The 16,716-nt window shown below is 67.3% G+C and carries 16 protein-coding genes and 2 tRNA genes; 14 read left to right on the plus strand and 4 right to left on the minus strand.

Annotated elements, in window-relative coordinates:
* Positions 1 to 11: 11 nt before the first annotated feature.
* The gene (locus ACQ3HB_RS06330) at positions 12 to 677 is read right to left on the minus strand and encodes a trimeric intracellular cation channel family protein (RefSeq protein WP_430918770.1); all 666 of its coding nucleotides are present in this window, start codon (positions 675 to 677) and stop codon (positions 12 to 14) included.
* Between the two features lie 149 nt (positions 678 to 826).
* Between ACQ3HB_RS06330 and recO the strand changes: the two genes are divergently transcribed.
* From recO to ACQ3HB_RS06350, 4 genes are all read left to right on the plus strand, one after another.
* On the plus strand, positions 827 to 1,564 hold the full coding sequence (gene recO / locus ACQ3HB_RS06335; protein ID WP_430918772.1) for a DNA repair protein RecO: 738 nt from the start codon (positions 827 to 829) through the stop codon (positions 1,562 to 1,564).
* Positions 1,561 to 2,439 (plus strand): isoprenyl transferase, encoded by an 879-nt coding sequence (locus ACQ3HB_RS06340; protein WP_430918773.1) that lies wholly within the window; start codon positions 1,561 to 1,563, stop codon positions 2,437 to 2,439. The genes recO and ACQ3HB_RS06340 overlap by 4 nt, the downstream gene beginning before the upstream one ends.
* A 97-nt stretch (positions 2,440 to 2,536) precedes the next feature.
* Complete coding sequence (locus ACQ3HB_RS06345) at positions 2,537 to 3,229, plus strand: DsbA family oxidoreductase (protein WP_430918775.1); 693 nt, start codon at positions 2,537 to 2,539, stop codon at positions 3,227 to 3,229.
* Positions 3,230 to 3,309: 80 nt separating this feature from the next.
* Entirely contained in the window at positions 3,310 to 3,435 is a 126-nt protein-coding gene (locus ACQ3HB_RS06350) for a hypothetical protein (protein WP_430918777.1), read from the plus strand.
* Here the strand turns inward: ACQ3HB_RS06350 and ACQ3HB_RS06355 are convergent.
* Positions 3,419 to 3,916, minus strand: coding sequence for an aminoacyl-tRNA deacylase (locus tag ACQ3HB_RS06355; RefSeq protein WP_430918779.1), 498 nt, complete (start codon positions 3,914 to 3,916; stop codon positions 3,419 to 3,421). The genes ACQ3HB_RS06350 and ACQ3HB_RS06355 overlap by 17 nt on opposite strands.
* A gap of 29 nt (positions 3,917 to 3,945) precedes the next feature.
* On the opposite strand from ACQ3HB_RS06355, the gene dusB reads away from it, so the two are divergent.
* The 5 genes from dusB to ACQ3HB_RS06380 all read left to right on the plus strand — a co-directional run bounded on the left by dusB (position 3,946) and on the right by ACQ3HB_RS06380 (position 9,360).
* Positions 3,946 to 5,106: a tRNA dihydrouridine synthase DusB gene (gene dusB / locus ACQ3HB_RS06360; protein ID WP_430918781.1), complete on the plus strand. Its 1,161-nt coding sequence runs from the start codon at positions 3,946 to 3,948 to the stop codon at positions 5,104 to 5,106.
* Positions 5,096 to 6,358 (plus strand): deoxyguanosinetriphosphate triphosphohydrolase, encoded by a 1,263-nt coding sequence (locus ACQ3HB_RS06365; protein WP_430918782.1) that lies wholly within the window; start codon positions 5,096 to 5,098, stop codon positions 6,356 to 6,358. Before dusB ends, ACQ3HB_RS06365 begins: the two co-directional genes overlap by 11 nt.
* A 44-nt stretch (positions 6,359 to 6,402) precedes the next feature.
* Positions 6,403 to 8,259 (plus strand): DNA primase, encoded by a 1,857-nt coding sequence (gene dnaG / locus ACQ3HB_RS06370; protein WP_430918784.1) that lies wholly within the window; start codon positions 6,403 to 6,405, stop codon positions 8,257 to 8,259.
* A gap of 114 nt (positions 8,260 to 8,373) precedes the next feature.
* Positions 8,374 to 9,228 carry an ATP-binding cassette domain-containing protein gene (locus tag ACQ3HB_RS06375; protein WP_430918785.1) on the plus strand — a complete coding sequence of 285 codons (855 nt, stop codon included), beginning with the start codon at positions 8,374 to 8,376 and terminating at the stop codon, positions 9,226 to 9,228.
* A gap of 59 nt (positions 9,229 to 9,287) precedes the next feature.
* A tRNA-Asn gene (locus tag ACQ3HB_RS06380) sits at positions 9,288 to 9,360 on the plus strand.
* Positions 9,361 to 9,596: 236 nt separating this feature from the next.
* On the opposite strand, the gene def is transcribed toward ACQ3HB_RS06380, so the two are convergent.
* Positions 9,597 to 10,163, minus strand: coding sequence for a peptide deformylase (gene def, locus ACQ3HB_RS06385; protein ID WP_430918787.1), 567 nt, complete (start codon positions 10,161 to 10,163; stop codon positions 9,597 to 9,599).
* Between the two features lie 18 nt (positions 10,164 to 10,181).
* Here def and ACQ3HB_RS06390 point away from each other — a divergent pair, with 18 nt between their 5' ends.
* The 3 genes from ACQ3HB_RS06390 to ACQ3HB_RS06400 all read left to right on the plus strand — a co-directional run bounded on the left by ACQ3HB_RS06390 (position 10,182) and on the right by ACQ3HB_RS06400 (position 12,718).
* Complete coding sequence (locus ACQ3HB_RS06390; RefSeq protein WP_430918789.1) at positions 10,182 to 11,201, plus strand: DMT family transporter; 1,020 nt, start codon at positions 10,182 to 10,184, stop codon at positions 11,199 to 11,201.
* A gap of 120 nt (positions 11,202 to 11,321) precedes the next feature.
* Positions 11,322 to 12,596, plus strand: coding sequence for a glycosyltransferase (locus ACQ3HB_RS06395; RefSeq protein ID WP_430918791.1), 1,275 nt, complete (start codon positions 11,322 to 11,324; stop codon positions 12,594 to 12,596).
* A 47-nt stretch (positions 12,597 to 12,643) separates the two neighbouring features.
* Positions 12,644 to 12,718: transfer RNA gene (locus ACQ3HB_RS06400), tRNA-Ile, on the plus strand.
* 99 nt (positions 12,719 to 12,817) lie between these two features.
* Here the strand turns inward: ACQ3HB_RS06400 and ACQ3HB_RS06405 are convergent.
* Complete coding sequence (locus tag ACQ3HB_RS06405; RefSeq protein WP_430918793.1) at positions 12,818 to 13,741, minus strand: ROK family protein; 924 nt, start codon at positions 13,739 to 13,741, stop codon at positions 12,818 to 12,820.
* A gap of 96 nt (positions 13,742 to 13,837) precedes the next feature.
* On the opposite strand from ACQ3HB_RS06405, the gene ACQ3HB_RS06410 reads away from it, so the two are divergent.
* Positions 13,838 to 15,037 (plus strand): ROK family transcriptional regulator, encoded by a 1,200-nt coding sequence (locus ACQ3HB_RS06410; RefSeq protein ID WP_430918794.1) that lies wholly within the window; start codon positions 13,838 to 13,840, stop codon positions 15,035 to 15,037.
* Between the two features lie 158 nt (positions 15,038 to 15,195).
* Positions 15,196 to 16,713 carry a multiple monosaccharide ABC transporter ATP-binding protein gene (mmsA, locus tag ACQ3HB_RS06415; protein ID WP_430918928.1) on the plus strand — a complete coding sequence of 506 codons (1,518 nt, stop codon included), beginning with the start codon at positions 15,196 to 15,198 and terminating at the stop codon, positions 16,711 to 16,713.
* Positions 16,714 to 16,716: the final 3 nt, after the last annotated feature.

Raw genomic sequence — 16,716 nt, forward strand, 5'->3', positions numbered from 1 at the left:
CGAGTGGAGGCTCAGCGCGGCGTCCGCCGCCACGTCCGCCATCGACCGATCTGGCGCTGCTCCGGCAGCGTCCAACCGAAGCGGACGGCGAGGAGGCGGATGAGTGTCGTGAGGGCGACGCAGGCGATCGCCGCGATGCTGATGGGGACGCCGATGCTCCACAGCACGACGAGTCCGATCGTGCCGACGCCCGCCGCGACGGCGTAGAGCGATCCGACGTGCATGAGCGCGACGGGGACGCCGAGCATCACATCGCGGAGCACCGACCCGCCGACGGCCGAGATGACGCCGACGAACACCGCCGGGATAACCGGGAGACCGACCGCGAGGGCTTTCGTCGATCCGATCGCCCCGAACATGCCGATCGTGAGCGCATCGAGCGAGATGATGAGCGGGCCGAGCTTGTTGACGCCGCTGAGGAGCAGCATCCCGAGCAGTGCCGCCCCGGAGGCGACGGGCAGGTACCAGTCGCTCTGCAGGGACGCGGGCACCTGGTTCAGCAGGAGGTCGCGGATGAGGCCGCCGCCGAGGCCGACGACGACGCCGATGATCGCGACGCCGAGCCAGTCGAGCTGACGGTCGCGGAACCTGGCCGCGAACATCGCTCCCTGCACCGCACCGATGGCGACGGCCGTCAGATCGGTCCAGAGCGGCACCACGAACAACACGTCGGTCATGGCGGGCCTCCTGGGCGCTGCGTCTGGTGCTGCGTGCTGCGGGTGTTCTGCTGCGGGTTCTGCTCGGGTTCTGCTGTGCGAAGACCGGGAGCTCCGAGTCTCGCAGTGTTGCGGCGCACGGAACCCGTTTCTCGCGGGATAATCGGTAGGTGCCGGTGTATCGAGATGAAGTCGTGGTGTTGCGCACTCACAAACTCGGTGAGGCGGACCGCATCGTCACCATGCTCTCACGCAGCCACGGCAAGATCCGAGCGGTTGCGAAGGGTGTCCGCCGAACCGGCTCGAAGTTCGGATCGCGACTCGAACCGTTCATGGTGGCCGACGTCCAGTTCTACGAGGGTCGGACCCTCGACACGATCACACAGGCGGAGTCCCTCGGGGCGTACGGAGCCGAGATCAGCTCGGACTACGGCTGTTACACAGCGGCCAACGCGATGGTCGAGACCGCCGATCGGCTGACCGAGTCCGAGAGCTCCCTGCAGCAGTACCTGCTCCTCGTGGGCGCGCTCCGGTCCCTGTCCCGCCACGAGCACGGCCCCAGGCTGACCCTCGACTCGTACCTCCTGCGCGCGCTGTCCCTCGCCGGGTGGGCGCCGAGCTTCGGCTCCTGTTCGCGATGTGCTCGAGAAGGGTCCTTCTCGCACGTCGTCGTCCAGCTCGGCGGGGTCGTGTGCGACGACTGCGCGCCTCCCGGCAGCCCACGACTCGACGATGCGACGCTCTCCCTGCTCGGCTCCCTGCTCGCGGGGGAGTGGGACCTCGTCGAACAGGCCGATGAACGCACCGCCACCCACGCGAGCGGCTTCACCGCCGCCTACGTCCAATGGCATCTGGAACGCGGCCTGCGCTCCCTCGCCCACCTCGAACAGGATCGGATCAGCGGGTGACCCCGAAACCATTCACGCATCGCAACGCGGCACCGTATCGACCGCTCGACTGGACGGGGCTCTACCCGCCGCAGCTGTCGAAGAAGGAGGTTCCCGGCCACGTCGCGATCGTCATGGACGGCAATGGACGGTGGGCGAACCGTCAGGGCCTGACGAGGATCGAAGGGCACAAGGAGGGTGAAGCGGCGCTTCTCGACGTCGTCGCCGGAGCGATCCAGGCGGGCGTGAAGCACCTCTCCGTCTATGCGTTCTCAACGGAGAATTGGAAACGCTCACCTGACGAGGTGCGATTCCTCATGGGCTTCAATCGCGATGTCCTGCACCGCAGACGCGACCAGTTGAACGAATGGGGCGTGCGGATCCGCTGGTCCGGACGCCGCCCGAAGCTCTGGGGCTCCGTCATCAAGGAACTGCAGATCGCCGAGGAGCTCACGAAGGCGAACACGACGCTCACGCTCACGATGTGCGTCAACTACGGCGGTCGGAACGAGATCACCGATGCCGTGCGCGCGATCGCGGAGGACGTCGCCGCCGGGCGCATCAAACCGGCGGCCGTCTCCGAACGATTGATCAAGAGCCACCTCTACATCCCGGATGCTCCGGACGTCGACCTCTTCATCCGGAGTTCGGGGGAGCAGCGGACGAGCAACTTCCAGCTCTGGCAGTCCGCGTACGCCGAGATGGTGTTCCTCGACACGCTGTGGCCGGACTTCACCCGCGTGCAGCTGTGGGAGGCCATCGAACGGTACGCGGGACGGGACCGGCGCTTCGGAGGAGCGAAGGACGCTCCTTCCGCGGAGCAGCTCGAGGCCGCGCGGATCGAAGCGGACCGCATCGCGGCGGCGACCGTCGCGAGGAACGCCGAGCTCCGCTAGCCCTTCGCGCACGAGATCGCGCTCGGAAACTGGGGCCGGAGCGTATTCGGCACTGCAGGCGGGAATGAACATGGCCGCATCCATGGTTGTCCCTGACATGAGTGAACCCATCAAGATCGACGTGTGGTCCGACATCGCCTGCCCCTGGTGCTACATCGGCAAGCGCAAGTTCGAGAACGGCGCAGCCGCCTTCTCCGAGCTGGGCGACGGTCGCGACGTCGTCGTCGAGTACCACAGCTTCGAATTGGCCCCGGACACCCCCGTCGACTTCGCGGGCAGCGAGGTCGACTTCCTCGTGAAGCACAAGGGCATGCCGGCAGAGCAGGTGCAGCAGATGCTCGGCCAGGTCGGCGGCATCGCCGCGGCCACCGGCCTCACCTACGACTTCGACGCGCTGCAGCACACCAACACGGTCAAAGCGCATGAGTTGCTCCACTTCGCCAAGCGCGAGGGCAAGCAGCTCGAGATGACCGAACGGCTGCTGAAGGCCTACTTCACCGACGGACGGCACGTCGGTCGGGTGCAGGACCTCGCGGACCTCGCCGCCGAGATCGGACTCCACCGCGAAGCCGTCGTGGCGGCGCTCGAATCCGGCGAGTTCACGGCGGACGTGCGAGCCGACCAGGCGCTCGCCCGTGAGTACGGCATTCAGGGCGTCCCCTTCTTCGTGATCGACGGCGCCTACGGCGTCTCCGGTGCGCAGGAGGCGGCGACGTTCGCCCAGGTGCTCGACCAGGTGTGGACCGAGCGTGCTGCGGCGGAGACCGCTTCCGACGAGGTCAGCGCGTGAGCGCCGCGAAGTCAGCATCGGCGCCTGTATCGGCATCGCCTGCATCGGCGGCTGCTGCGCCGGTTGCCGAGGCTCCGGCGGTGGTTCGCCCGTTGCTCGGGATGCTCGGGGACCAGACGGCCATCGTGTGCGAGGGCGACGCCTGCTTCGTCGTGCCAGGCGTCTCCGGCGCCGCAGAGGGTTCGGGGACTACTCCGGATCGGTGATGTCGGCGACGACGGCGCCGATGGCTGCGAGGTACGCGTCGGCGTCGACGAACGCGCTGTAGCCGTGCTCGCCGGCGCCGACCGCGATCCTCCGGCCACGCACCGTTTCATCGGCGTACACGGGGAGCGGTTCGGACGCACCGAGCACCGTGATCGTGCCTCGTTCGTAGCCGGTCGCGGCGAACGCTGTCGCGGCATCTGGCATCGACAGCTTGTTGACGCCGAGGAGCGGCCGGAGCTTGGCCCACGAGATCTTCTGCCCGCCTGGGACGAGGGCGAACAGGAAATCGCCGCTGTGGCGCTTGACGACGATCGTCTTCACGATGTCCGACGGTTCGAGTCCCAGGAGATCGGCAGCTTCGGCGAGGCTGTTCGCCGCCGGTCGTTGCACGATCTCGACGTCGAGCCCGAGCGCGTGGGCTGCGACGCGGACCCGCTCCTTTCCGACCGGACCGGCGGTTTCCTGTGCGTGCGTCGTCATGTGGTGCCACCTTCTGGGAGAATGAAGTGATGTCTCTTCCTACCACCCTCAGCCAACGGGCGCCGCTCACGATCGGTCCGATCGTCCTCGACGCGCCGGTGGTGCTCGCGCCCATGGCCGGCATCACGAACACGGCGTTCCGCCGACTGTGCCGCGAGTTCGGCGCCGGACTCTACGTGAGCGAGATGATCACGTCCCGCGCGCTCGTCGAACGCACGCCGGAGACGATGCGGCTCATCCAGCACCACGAGAGCGAGACGCTCCGGTCGATCCAGCTGTACGGCGTGGATCCGAAGACCGTGGCGGAGGCCGTGACGATCCTCGTCGCCGAGGATCGCGCGGACCACATCGACCTCAACTTCGGCTGCCCCGTGCCCAAGGTGACCCGCAAGGGCGGCGGCGCTGCGCTGCCGTGGAAGACGGGTCTGTTCCGCGACATCGTCGAAGGCGCCGTTCGCGCTGCCGGCGACGTCCCGCTCACGATCAAGATGCGCAAGGGCATCGACAGCGACCACCTCACGTACCTTGAAGCGGGGCGCATCGCGGAGGGCGCCGGGGTCGCGAGCATCGCTCTGCACGCTCGGACCGCCGCGGAGTTCTACTCAGGGCACGCCGACTGGGCCGCCATCACCAGGCTCAAGGAGACCGTGACGAGCGTTCCCGTGCTCGGCAACGGCGACATCTGGTCCGGCGAGGACGCCCTTCGGATGGTCGATGAGACGGGCTGCGACGGCGTCGTCGTCGGTCGCGGCTGCCTCGGTCGACCGTGGCTCTTCGGCGACCTCGCCGCCGCATTCTCCGGCGAGACCACCAAGGCCCAGCCGAGCCTCGGTCAGGTCGCCGCCGCATTCCGCCGCCACGCGGAACTGCTCACCGAGTTCTTCGAGAGCGAAGAGCGCGGTTGCCGCGACATCCGGAAGCACGTCGCGTGGTACTTCAAGGGGTACCCCGTCGGAGGAGACCTCCGCGCGAGCCTCGCAACGGTCGAGAGCCTCGACCAGATGGACGAACTCCTCGCGACCCTCGACTGGGAGCAGCCGTACCCGGGTGCATCCGCTGAAGGCCCCCGCGGCCGCGCGGGAACCCCGAAGCGCCCTGCCCTCCCGGACGGCTGGCTCGACTCGCAGGCGCTCGGCGCCGAAGAGCAGTGCGAGATCGCCGGCGCCGAACTGGACACCAGTGGAGGCTAGCGAGACGGGTGCGGCCCGATACACCGCACACGATGAGGAACGCTGGTTCCCCGAGCACCACTCCACCAGACGCACCAATTTCGCGCGCGACCGTGCGCGCCTGCTCCACTCGAGCGCACTTCGGCGGCTCGCTGCCAAGACGCAGGTGCTCAGCCCGACGAGCGGCGTCGACTTCGCGCGGAACCGCCTGACGCACTCGCTCGAGGTCGCCCAGGTGGGCCGCGAACTCGCAACGAGCCTCGATCTCGCCCCCGACGTCGTGGATACGGCCTGCCTCGCCCACGACCTCGGCCATCCGCCCTTCGGTCACAACGGCGAACGCGCGCTCAACGACTGGTCGGAGGACATCGGCGGCTTCGAGGGCAACGCGCAGACGCTCCGCATCCTCACCCGCCTCGAGTCCAAGGTCTTCGGCCCGGACGGCGAGCCGTACGGCCTGAACCTCACCCGCGCGAGCCTCGACGCGAGCTGCAAGTACCCGTGGCCGGCGTCGCACGCCGTGGCGGACCCAGGAGGACGAGCGAAGTTCGGCTTCTTCGACGACGACTCGGCGGCGTTCGAGTGGCTCCGTGCCGGTGCCCCGGAACGCGTGCGGTGCATCGAAGCGCAGGTCATGGACCTCGCCGACGACATCGCCTACTCCGTCCACGACTTCGAGGACGCTGTCGTTGGGGACTACATCGACCCCGCGTTCCTCAACGCCCGCGCGGGGCACGAAGCACTCATCGGCACGGCCCTCGCGTGGGCGGGGGACGACTTCACCCACGACGACCTCGCCGCCGCATTCGATCGACTCGCGAGTTCGCACACCTGGGTGACGTCCTGGGACGGTTCGCGGCGCGACCTCGGCCGCCTGAAGAACTTCACGAGCCAGATGATCGGCCGGTTCGCCGGCGAGGCCACCGCGGCGACGCGTGCAGCGTTCCCGCAGTCCTCGCTCGTGCGGTTCGGCGCGGACGTCGTGGTCCCGCATCGCATCCAGGCCGAGATCGCGCTCCTCAAGGGGATCGTCGCCGCGTTCGTCATGTACAACGACTCGAGGCAGCCGCTCTACGTGCGCCAGCGAGAGATCCTGACCTCCCTCGCGGACAGTGTGTTCGAGCAGGGCGAGGAAGCACTCGACATCGGATTCGCCGCGGACTGGCGCGAGGCGAAGGACGATGCCGGGCGCAAGCGTGTCGTCGTCGATCAGATCGCGAGCCTCACGGACCAGAGCGCGCTCTCCTGGCACGAGCGCGCCCACCTCTCCTAGCCCGCGAGGGGATCGTGCGGGCAGAGCGAGACTAGGATTGGGACATGGCAGGACGGATTCGACAGAGCGATGTTGAAGAGGTCAAGAGCCGCACGAACATCGCGGACGTCGTCGGCGACTACGTCCAGCTGAAATCGGCAGGCGTCGGTTCGATGAAGGGCCTGTGCCCCTTCCACGACGAGCGGAGCCCGAGCTTCCACGTCCGACCTCAGGTCGGCCTGTATCACTGCTTCGGCTGCGGCGAGAGCGGCGACGTCTACAGTTTCCTGCAGCGGATGGACCACGTGACCTTCGCGGAGTCCGTGGAACGTCTCGCTCAGCGCATCGGCTACCCGCTCCAGTACGAGGACGGTCAGGGACAGGTCGACCACGGCAACCGCGCACGCCTCCTCGCCGCCAACCAGGCCGCCTCCGAGTTCTTCCGCGAGCAGCTCCACGGGACGGACGCCGATCTCGGTCGCCGGTTCCTCGGCGAACGCGGGTTCGACGCAGCCGCAGCGGACCGTTTCGGGATCGGCTTCGCCCCGCAGGGCTGGGACGGCCTCATCAAGGGCATGAGATCGCGAGGGTTCACCGATGAGGAACTCGTCGCTTCCGGCCTCGTGAGCAGCGGCGATCGCGGCATCTACGACCGGTTCCGCGGACGCCTCGTCTGGCCGATCCGCGATACGACCGGGCAGACGGTCGGGTTCGGTGCGCGTCGGCTGCGCGAGGACGACAAGGGCCCGAAGTACCTCAACACCCCCGAGACGGCCGTGTACCACAAGGCACAGGTGCTGTATGGACTCGACCTCGCCAAGCGCGACATCTCCAGGCAGCGACGCGTCGTCGTCGTCGAGGGCTACACCGACGTCATGGCGTGCCACCTGGCGGGGGAGACGACGGCCGTCGCCACGTGTGGGACGTCGTTCGGCGTCGACCACATCAAGGTGCTGCGCCGGATCCTCGGTGATGACTCCGCCGTGGGTGAGGTCATCTTCACCTTCGATCCCGACGAGGCGGGACAGAAGGCCGCGATCCGAGCGTTCGGCGAGGAGAAGCGTTTCGCGGCGCAGACGTACGTCGCGGTCGCGAGCGACGGCCTGGACCCCTGCGACCTCCGCGTGACGCGCGGTGACGCCGCCATCCGCCGGCTGATCGACAGCCGCGAGCCGATGTTCGAGTTCATCATCCGGCGCACGCTCGCCGACTTCAACCTCGAGACGGTCGAAGGTCGAGTCGGCGCCCTCAGGGCAGCGGCTCCCGTCGTCGCCGACATCCGCGACCCGTCGCTCCGACCCGGTTACACCCGGGTCCTCGCGAAGCAGCTCGGCCTCGACATCGACGAGGTGGCGCGTGCCGTGCGTGCCGCGGGATCGTCAGCCCAGCACCGGGAGTCGAACGAACGCACATCGGCTGCGGCTCCCGCTGAAGGGGGCGAACGCCCGGCGTCGATGTCGGATCTCCCGACGGATCCGAACACACGCCTCGAGCGCGACGCCGTCATGGCGCTCCTGCAGTACCCGGCTCTCGCAGGGCGCGAACTCGTCGAGCGCGCCGTACAGAGCGGTTTCACGAACGGGTCCCTCGCCGTGGTCCGTGATGCGATGTCAGTGAGCCTCGCATCGCTCGATTCGCCCACGTGGCTCAACGCGGTATCCGAACAGGTCCCGGCGACCTTCACGAGCCTCGTCCACGAGCTGGGCCTCGCATCGGTGCCGGAGGCCAACGAGGACAAGCTCGGCGCCTACGTGAAGGACATCACGATCTCCCTCATCGAGCGGGACCTGTTGCGTCGGAAAGCGGATCTCCTCGGAACCCTCCGCCGCACGGACCCGAACGACGCCGATGCGTACCGGGCGATCGGCCAGCAGATGACCGAGGTCGAAGCGGAACGTCGGTCGCTGCGGACCGAGTCCTGAATCCAGCCTGCCCTCATCGGTCGTCGCACGACCTGGCCGAGCTTCGAGCGAGTCGCGGGGTCGCTGAAACTCCAGCCGCTACACTCGTTGGGGTCTCAGGGCAGGAGAACAACCATGAAGCAAGCAGAACCAAACGGGTTCGCAGCACGGGCGAGCGACCTGAGCGTCGACTATCCGGCTCACGGTGTGAGTCCATCGAATCGTGCGCTCGACGGCATCAGTTTCGAGCTGCCGGAGGGGCAGGCGCTCGGCGTCGTGGGCAACTCCGGTTCGGGCAAGAGCACGCTTCTGCGAGTGCTGTCCGGCATGCACATCGCTGGGACCGGGAACGACACGCGGCCGTTCATCTCGGGCGGCGAAGCCACGGTCCTCGGGCGGTCGATGCGGAAGATCGGTCGGAAGGAACTGCGGCGCCTCACATTCGACGTGGCCTACCTGCCCCAGGAGGCCGGCGCGCACCTCAAACCGGAGCTGACGGTCACCGACCTCATCTCGGAGCCCGTGCTCGCCCGTGACCGCCGGTACAACCTCAGAGCGCTGGGCATGCGGGTCGCGACGCTGCTCGACGCCGTGCAGATGCCCCTCGCCTCGCTCGACAAGTACCCGTACGAGTTGAGCGGCGGCCAGCGCCAGCGCATCGCAATCGCCCGTGCACTCGTCCTCGGGCCGAAGCTCTTCATCGCGGATGAACCAACGGCCGGCATCGACATCACGGTCAAGCACACCGTGACGGACCTCCTCGCGGGCCTGCAGCGCGAGGGCGGCTCCATCATCGTCGTGACGCACGACCTCGGGATGCTGCGCGAGGTCACCCAGAACGTCCTCGCCCTCCACCAGTCTCGCGTCGTCGGGCTCGGTCCGATCGACACGCTGCTCGCCGACCCGCCGCACGAATTCCTGGCCGCACTGGCGCAATCCGGCGGCACGGAGACCCAGTACGAGACTCCGGAGGCGGTCGGGATCGATTGATTCGTCGCTCGATTTGGTCGCAGCGAATCTTTTGGTAAAGTAGTCACGCAACAAAACATTCCTCGATAGCTCAATTGGCAGAGCAATCGGCTGTTAACCGGTAGGTTCTTGGTTCGAGTCCAAGTCGGGGAGCGAAAGCCCCAGGTCCTCCACGACCTGGGGCTTTTTTGTACCCTCTGGCATACCGCGGGAGTCGCGGCGACTGTCGCCCGAACGCGCACGTGCCGTTTCCGGCATATGTTCCGAGACCTGGACTCGCAACGAGAGAACCTCCACCTCCGCGCCGCCCGGTGAACGGGACGTGTCGCGCGGAAGCGGAGGTTCTGTGAGGTCAGCCGGGCAGAAACGCCGGGGGAGTGCCGCGGGGATCAGCCCTCGAGGTCGTCGCGACCGGGGAGCCAGCTGATGCCGGGAACGCCCCAACCGGACTTCTTGACGGCCTTCTCGGCGCGACGCGAGTATGGCATCGTCAGGCGGTCGACGTAGAGCACGCCGTTCAGGTGATCGAACTCGTGCTGCAGGATCCGGGCACGCCAGCCGTCCACCTGGAGCTCGACGGGCTCGCCGTCGAGATCGGTGGCGATGAGGAGAGCCGACTCCGCGCGACGGAGCGGGAATCGCTCGCCGGGGACGGACAGGCATCCTTCGGCCTCGTCCTCCTCGTCGAGCTCTGCCGTGTCGGACGGGCTGATCCAGAGGACCGGGTTGATCGCGACGCCACGCCACGGCAGCCCTTCGTCGTCCTCGTAGCTGTAGACGAACAGACGAAGCGAAACGCCCACCTGTGGAGCAGCGAGGCCGACGCCCGGTGCGCGGTCCATGGTTTCGTACATGTCTGAGACGAGCTGACGCAGCTCGTCATCGACGACGGTCACGGGCTGGGCCACAGCGTGCAGAACGGGGTCGCCGGTGACGCGAATTTCGAGGAGTGCCATTCGTTGAGCCTATCCGCCGTGAGCGCACGATACAGTCGAGACGTGCTGTATTCCGCCAATGACCTCGCCGATCTCGCCGTCGAGTTCACCCGGAACCCCGCCCTCCTGCTCGGCATCCCGCTCGCCCTGATGGGTGCGGTGTTCCTGTCCGTCGGAGCGCAGCTGCAGCACCGTGGTGTGGTCAAGGTCGAAGTCTCGAGCGGGAAGGACGCAGCGGCCGGCCTCAACGTCAAGCAGCTCTTCGCGCTCCTCAGCCGCCCCTCGTGGGTCCTCGGCACGCTCATGCTCGGACTCGCGATCGTGCTCCAGCTCAGCAGCCTCTCGCTCGCGCCCATCACCGTCGTCCAGCCGCTCGGCGCGTTCGCCCTCGTCATCACGGCGATCATGAACAGTCGTGTGAGCAAGGTCAAGCTCAACCGACGTTCGATCATCGCGATTGCCGCCTGCGTTGGCGGCGTCGGCCTCTTCGTGACGATCGCCGCCGTCTACGCGGTCGAGCACCCCGTGACGGATGAGGAACTCGTCACGATCCTGCTGCTGCTCGCCGGAGTCCTCGTGCTCTTCGGCGCGGCGTTCGTGCTCCTCCGCAAACGCTTCACGGCGATCTTCTACATCATCGGCGCCGGCGTCCTCTACGGCTTCGTCGCAACGCTCGCGAAGGTCATCATCGGTCGGCTGCAGCAGGGCGACGTCGAATGGCTGACGATCATGTGCGGCGTCGGCCTGATCGTCGCATCGATCCTCGGCGGCTACTTCGTCCAGACCGCGTACTCGTCCGGGCCTCCGGACCTCGTCATCGCCGGGCTGACCGTCATCGATCCGATGATCGCCGTCGGCATCGGCATCGTCGTCCTGGGCGAAGCGAGTGCTGCGCCGCTCTGGGCCGGCATCGGGTTCCTCATCGCCGGTGCGATCGCCGTCTGGGGCGTGTTCCAGCTGGCGCGCCACCACCCGCAGGTCGACAGCGACCCGCATGCCGTCGAACGCCGTCGCCTCGCCGATGCGCGTTCCTCCGCAGCCGGCGACGCGCCCGCCTGAGCCCTGGCCCGGACGGGAGGTCCGGGTATGCTGTTCCGAAGGCGCACCACGCCTCCCGGGACGAACCGGCCCGCGCGGGTCACTCGTCCTCTGGCCAGACACAGAGGAATCACCGACACCTTGACTTCTCCCAACGACCAGCACGCCTCGCCCGCCGAGCAGGCCGCCGAGCAACCGAGACCGCTGCGCGTTCTCATCGGCGCAGACACCTTCTCGCCCGACGTCAACGGAGCAGCACGCTTCGCCGAACGACTCGCGGCGGGCCTCGTGCGCCGCGGACACGACGTGCACATCGTCGCCCCAGCGGGCTCCGCCAAGTTCGGCACCTGGCAGGAGACGCACGAGGGCCAGAAGATGACCGCGCACCGGCTGTTCAGCCTGCGCTGGTACCCGCACGACTGGCTCCGATTCGCGATGCCGTGGACCATCCGCCGCAACGCCGCCCGCATCCTCGACGAGGTGAAGCCGGACGTCGTGCACTTCCAGTCGCACATCATCGTCGGCCGCGGGCTCTCCATCGAGGCTGAGAAGCGCGGCATCCCCATGGTCGCGACGAACCACATCATGCCCGACAACATCCTCGACTTCACGCTCATCCCGCCGAAGACGCAGGAGTGGCTCGTCCGCGAGCAGTGGGCCGCTGCGACGAAATGCTTCGAGCGCGCGAGCGCCGTGACGACGCCGACCCGCAAGGCCGCCGAGTTCCTCGAGCAGTACACGGGCCTCACCGGCGTGCACGCGATCTCCTGCGGCATCGAAGCGGACACCTACACGCCGTCGTTCGAGCCGCGCACGAGCAACACGATCCTCTTCGTCGGCCGTGTGACGACCGAGAAGCAGATCGACGTCCTCATCCGCGCCCTCGGAACGCTCCCTGCGGAACTCGACGCGCGCCTCGACATCGTGGGCGGCGGAGATCAGCGCAAGCACCTCGAGCAGCTCGTCGCGCAGCTGGGGCTGGGCGAGCGGGTCACCTTCCTCGGCAAGGTCAGCGAGAAGGACCTCCGTGCCGCGTACACGAACGCTGCTGTGTTCGCGATGCCGTCGATCGCTGAGCTGCAGAGCATCGCGACGATGGAGGCCATGGCCTCAGGCCTGCCGATCGTCGCAGCCGACGCGATGGCGCTGCCGCACCTCGTCCACGACGGGGAGAACGGCTACCTGTTCACGCCCGGCAGCGTCGAGGAGCTCGCAGCGAAGCTCACGACGGTGCTCACGGCGGACCCCGTCGAGTATCGCCGCATGCAGGACGCTTCGCTCGCGGGGGTCGTGCCGCACGACATCGAACGAACGCTCACGACGTTCGAGCACCTGTACCGCGGCGAACCGGTGACCGACCCGGTGACGGAACAGCACACGAAGCGCCAGACGAAGCAGCCCGACACGGCCGAGTGATGCACGGGGTCCGCCTCCCGTGCCACTCGATATGCTGGTGGATGCACGGGGCGGTAGCCAAGCTGGTGAAGGCATTCGGCTCATAACCGAACGATGCGTGGGTTCAAGTCCCACCCGCCCTACGATACGAGCACACACGCGAACGCCGGTGGTGTCATCGTCGAGATGACACCACCGGCGTCGTCGTGTTCGCGTGTGTCCGCAGGCGTCTGCTCTGCGCCTCAGCGCGAGGTCTCCTTGAGGACGAGCGCTGCAGCACCGATGAGGGGGCCGTCGCTGTCGAGACCGGACGGGACGACGCGCACGGCTCCCGCATACTCGGTCAGAGCGCTCTCGGTGGCCGCTTCCTGCACGAGGTCCAGGTACTCGGGCGCGACGCGGGAGAACCCGCCGCCCACCGCCACCCGTTCGAGGTCGAGGAGCGTCGAGATGCTGCAGAGCGCTTCGCCGACCGCCGTCGCGGAGCGACGCACGGCACGTCGGGCGAGCGGGAGGCCCGCGGCATAGTCCGCGGCGAGTTCTTCGCCCGAAGCGCCCTGCCATCCCTTGGAGCGGGCCCAGCGGACGGTCGACGTGCCGGAGGCGATGCCTTCGAGCGTCCACGGTGCGTGCGGGCGCTCCGGGCGGCGTCGACGGAACTGCATCTGTCCGAGGTGCCCGGCGTTGCCGGAACGGCCGGCGACGAGCTGCGAGTTGATGATGATGCCGCCGCCGATGCCCGTCGAGACGACGATGCCCATGGCGTTCGACGTTCCGCGCAGAGCGCCCTTCCAGTGCTCGGCCAGGGCGATGCACGTGCCGTCGAGTCGGAGCGCCACCGTGGTGCCGGCGTCGACGACGCCGCTGACCGCGCCGACGATGTCGAAGTCTGCCGCGGCGGGGAGGTTGATGGGGGAGATGGTCCCGTCGACCAGGTCGATGGGGCCGGCGGAACCGATGCCGACGCCCACGATGCGGTCGCCGTCGCCGAGCGCGGTGTACGCGAGGCGCGCGGTTTCGACCACGGACGTGATGACCTCGTCACGACTCGCTCCGGCGCCCGTGGGCCCCCGGAACCTGGTCGCGGCGTCGACGGCTCCGTCGGCGCTCACGAGGGCAGCTTCGACCTTGGTTCCCCCGAGGTCGATCGCAAGGGCGTAGTCCACTCTGGACCCCTTTCACGTCATCAAAAGATGATCTCGTTCAATCAGATTTGCGTTCACTACTTGACTGCAACTGTAGTCTGCGACACCGTTACTCCTGTGAGCAAGCCAATTCAACGTCCCCACCGCCATCGCAATCCGGGGTCGCAGTCCGCGTTGCGCCAGTCGAACCAGCAGCGGATACTCCAGGCGTTGCTCGTGCGCGGGCCGTTGACCCAGGCTGAACTCTCCAGGCACACCGGGTTGTCCACTGCAACGGTATCGAACATCGTGAAGGCCCTCGTCTCGCGCGGGCTGCTGCAGACCGAGCCCACCACGAGTTCCGGGCGGAGAGCGCTTGAAGTGAGCTTGTCGGCCGACGGCGCTGTCTCGGTTGGAATCGATTTCGGTCGCTCGCACCTCCGCATCGTGATCACCTCGCTCGACTACCGCGTGATCGCGGAGGAGATGGTGCGCCTGCCCATCGGGCACCAGGCCCACGACGCCCTGCAGACCGCTGCGGAGCTCCTCGCCAGACTGCTCGTGTCCGCCCATGTGCCGCGCTCGGCGGTGCTCGGCGTCGGCGTCGGCATCCCCGGGCCGATCGACGGACGGACTGGCACTGTGATCGACGGCACGATCCTCCCGGAGTGGGTCGGCATCACCGTGGACTACATCCAGGAGCACTTGCAGTTCCCCGTGCACATCGAGAACGATGCGAACCTCGGAGCCCTCGCCGAGATCACGTGGGGGCCGCACGGCGGGGTCTCGAACCTCGTCTTCGTCAAGATCGGGACCGGCATCGGTTGCGGCCTGATCCTGAACGGCACGCTCTTCAAGGGAAGCCTCGGCGTGAGCGGTGAGATCGGCCACATCCCGGTACACGACCACGGCCTCGTCTGTCGATGCGGCAACCGCGGCTGTCTCGAGACGGTCGCGTCGACCGCCATCATGATCGAGCTCCTGAGCCGGTCGCCCCAGCACATCACGACCGCGGGAGAGCTCGTGGAGGCCGCGCTGTCCGGCGATACCGCGACGTTGCGGGTCGTGCACGACGCCGGCCTCGCCGTCGGCAGATCGCTCGCCACGATCGCGAACTTCGTCAACCCGGAGGTCATCGTGGTCGGCGGCCCGCTCGCAGGACTCGGGGATCTGCTGCTCGGACCCATCCGCGACGGGCTCCTCAGGTACGCCGCCCCCATCGTGGGGGCGAACACGGAATTGCGCATGTCGGCCTTCACCGACCGTGCGGAAGCGCTCGGTGCAGCAGCCCTCGGCCTGCAGGAATTGGACGTCGACGATTTCGTGACCATTTCGTAAGGATCGTTTTGCGTTCACAACTTGACCGCAGCCCCAGGACGATGTTTACTACATCAGCGGCCCAATCGGGCGTGCCACTAGACGAGGAGGTCGAGTCCGTGGAGCTGAGCACCAACAGTCCCGAGTCGAACGGGCCCACGGGTCCGGTCATTCTCGAGATGCGCGCGATCACGAAGGAATTCCCCGGCGTCAAAGCGCTTGCGGATGTGTCCATCGAGGTCCGTGCGAACGAGATCCACGCGATCTGCGGCGAGAACGGCGCAGGCAAGTCGACGCTCATGAAGGTCCTGTCGGGTGTCTACCCCTACGGGACGTACTCCGGCGACATCGTCTACCAGGGCGAGGTCATGCGCTTCAAGGACATCAAGTCCAGCGAGCAGGCCGGCATCGTGATCATCCACCAGGAGCTCGCGCTCATCCCGGAGCTCTCGATCACCGAGAACATCTTCCTCGGCAACGAGCCGACGCGGTTCGGAGCGATCAACTGGGTCGAGGCCAAGCGTCGGGCCATCGAGCTCCTCGCCCGCGTCGGACTGACCGACGACCCCGACACGCAGATCAAGAACATCGGCGTCGGCAAGCAGCAGCTCGTCGAGATCGCGAAGGCGCTCAACAAGTCGGTCAAGCTCCTCATCCTCGACGAGCCGACCGCTGCGCTGAACGAATCCGACTCGCAGCACCTGCTCGATCTGATCCGCGGCCTCAAGGGCAAGGGGATCTCGTCGATCATGATCTCCCACAAGCTCAACGAGATCGAACAGGTCGCCGACGCGATCACCATCATCCGCGACGGCCACACGATCGAGACGCTCAACGTCAAGGCGGACGGCGTCAACGAGGACCGCATCATCCGCGGGATGGTGGGACGCACGCTCGAGAACCGGTTCCCGGACCGCACGCCCAACATCGGCGAGGTGTTCTTCGAGGTCAAGAACTGGAATGTCCAGCACCCGCAGGTCGCGGAGCGCATGGTCGTCAAGAACTCGAGCTTCACGGTCCGCCGCGGCGAGGTCGTCGGATTCGCCGGACTCATGGGCGCAGGCCGCACCGAGCTCGCGATGAGCGTCTTCGGCCGCTCCTACGGCAACTTCCTCTCCGGCCAGATCATCAAGGACGGCAAGGAGATCAGCGTCCGCAACGTGAGCGACGCGATCAAGCACGGCCTTGCGTACGTCTCCGAGGATCGCAAGGCGCTCGGGCTCAACCTGCTCGACGACATCAAGCGCTCCGTCGTGTCGGCCAAGCTCACCAAGATCTCCCGCGCGGACGTCGTGAACGAGTCCGAGGAGTACCGGGTCGCCGAGGAGTACCGCAAGAGCCTCCGCATCAAGACCCCGACCGTCGATGAGGGCGTCAACAAGCTCTCCGGCGGCAACCAGCAGAAAGTCGTCCTCGCGAAGTGGATGTTCACCGACCCCGACCTCTTGATCCTCGACGAGCCCACCCGTGGCATCGACGTGGGCGCCAAGGCCGAGATCTACGCGATCATCCGTGAACTCGCGGCCCAGGGGAAGGGCGTGATCATGATCTCCTCCGAGCTCCCCGAACTGCTCGGCGTCTCCGACCGGATCTACACGATCTTCGAGGGCACGATCACGAACGACATCCCAGTGGCCGAGGCCGATCCAGAAACGTTGATGAGGAACATGACCTCCAAGAAGAAGAAGGTTGCGTAACCG

This window comes from Plantibacter lichenum, assembly GCF_050587525.1.
Lineage (GTDB): Bacteria > Actinomycetota > Actinomycetes > Actinomycetales > Microbacteriaceae > Plantibacter.

Coding starts and splice junctions, on each gene's coding strand:
- dnaG (WP_430918784.1), top strand. CDS start 6,403: ATGGCAGGACGGATTCGACAGAGCGATGTTGAAGAGGTCAAGAGCCGC.
- dusB (WP_430918781.1), top strand. CDS start 3,946: ATGTCTCTTCCTACCACCCTCAGCCAACGGGCGCCGCTCACGATCGGT.
- mmsA (WP_430918928.1), top strand. CDS start 15,196: ATGCGCGCGATCACGAAGGAATTCCCCGGCGTCAAAGCGCTTGCGGAT.
- ACQ3HB_RS06355 (WP_430918779.1), bottom strand. CDS start 3,916: ATGACGACGCACGCACAGGAAACCGCCGGTCCGGTCGGAAAGGAGCGG.
- ACQ3HB_RS06330 (WP_430918770.1), bottom strand. CDS start 677: ATGACCGACGTGTTGTTCGTGGTGCCGCTCTGGACCGATCTGACGGCC.
- def (WP_430918787.1), bottom strand. CDS start 10,163: ATGGCACTCCTCGAAATTCGCGTCACCGGCGACCCCGTTCTGCACGCT.
- ACQ3HB_RS06345 (WP_430918775.1), top strand. CDS start 2,537: ATGAGTGAACCCATCAAGATCGACGTGTGGTCCGACATCGCCTGCCCC.
- ACQ3HB_RS06375 (WP_430918785.1), top strand. CDS start 8,374: ATGAAGCAAGCAGAACCAAACGGGTTCGCAGCACGGGCGAGCGACCTG.